Raw genomic sequence first — 1,077 nt, forward strand, 5'->3', positions numbered from 1 at the left:
TGTTCTTCATGGGCAGGTTGTGAACGCTGAGGCGTTCGATGGGTGACTTGCCGCCGATGCCGGTGTGGGGTCGATGGTGATTGTAGAGATGGACCCAGGCTTGGTAGGTCGCTGCGCGTGCCTCGTCGGTGAGGTAGGTCTGGGCGTAGGCCCATTCCTGGTTGAGGGTGCGGTTGAATCTCTCCACTTTCCCGTTGGTCTGCGGACGGTAGGGTCGGGTCCTCTTGTGGGCGACGTCCGTACCGAGTGCTTCGGCGAATAGTGTTGAGCGATAACAGGATCCGTTGTCAGTCAAGACACGTTTGACGACGATCCCGTGGTCGGCGAAGTACGCCCTGGCGCGCTCCCAGAACGCCGCGGCGGTCTCCTTGCGTTCATCGCCGAGTATTTCTGAGTACGCCAGCCGCGAATGGTCGTCGACGGCGTGATGGACGAACGCGTACCCGCGGCCCTGCTTCCTGTTGTGGCGGTTTCCGATGGTGCGTCCCAGCTTGCGATGCCCACCCCCGTCGGGGATGCGCCCGAGCTTCTTGATGTCGACGTGCACCAGATCTCCGGGAGCGCCGTGCTCGTATCGCCGAGGTGATGGCTTGCGCACCGCCAACCCGGTGGCCTGGTCCAGATCACGCAGCAGCGGCATCCGGTAGCGGTGCAACACCGCCTGAACGGTCGATCGGGGTATCCCTAGGTGATAGGCGATCCGATGCGGCCCCCACCGACGGGTGAAGCGCAGCCCCAGGATTCGCGATTCGGTGCGCCGACAAATCCGAGCCGGGCTGCAGTGCGGGCGGCTGGAACGGTCCTGCATCGCCGCGACACCACCGGCGCGGTAGCGGTCGGCCCACTTCTTGGCCGTCGCCGGCGAGCACTGGAACCGTTCAGCGGCGCGGCGATGGGTCCAACCGTCCTCGACGATCGCCGACGCGAGCCGAGTTCGGCCCTTCGGAGTAAGACAGGCATTAGCGTGGACCATGAGGACCTCTCGGTTATCGGCGTGCGTGTGGTAACCACACCGATACCGGAGGTCCTCACCTACTTTCGGAAGCCACGCCGTTCACAACCTGCCTGGCCATTACA

At 64.2% G+C, this 1,077-nt stretch carries 1 protein-coding gene; it reads right to left on the reverse strand.

Annotation, left to right across the window (positions count from 1 at the left end; genetic code table 11):
• Positions 1-973: IS481 family transposase (locus B1790_RS33770; protein WP_142271681.1), on the reverse strand; the 973-nt coding region annotated here is incomplete at its 3' end.
• Positions 974-1,077 lie beyond the last annotated feature (104 nt).

Source organism: Mycobacterium sp. AT1, from assembly GCF_002043095.1.
Lineage (GTDB): Bacteria > Actinomycetota > Actinomycetes > Mycobacteriales > Mycobacteriaceae > Mycobacterium.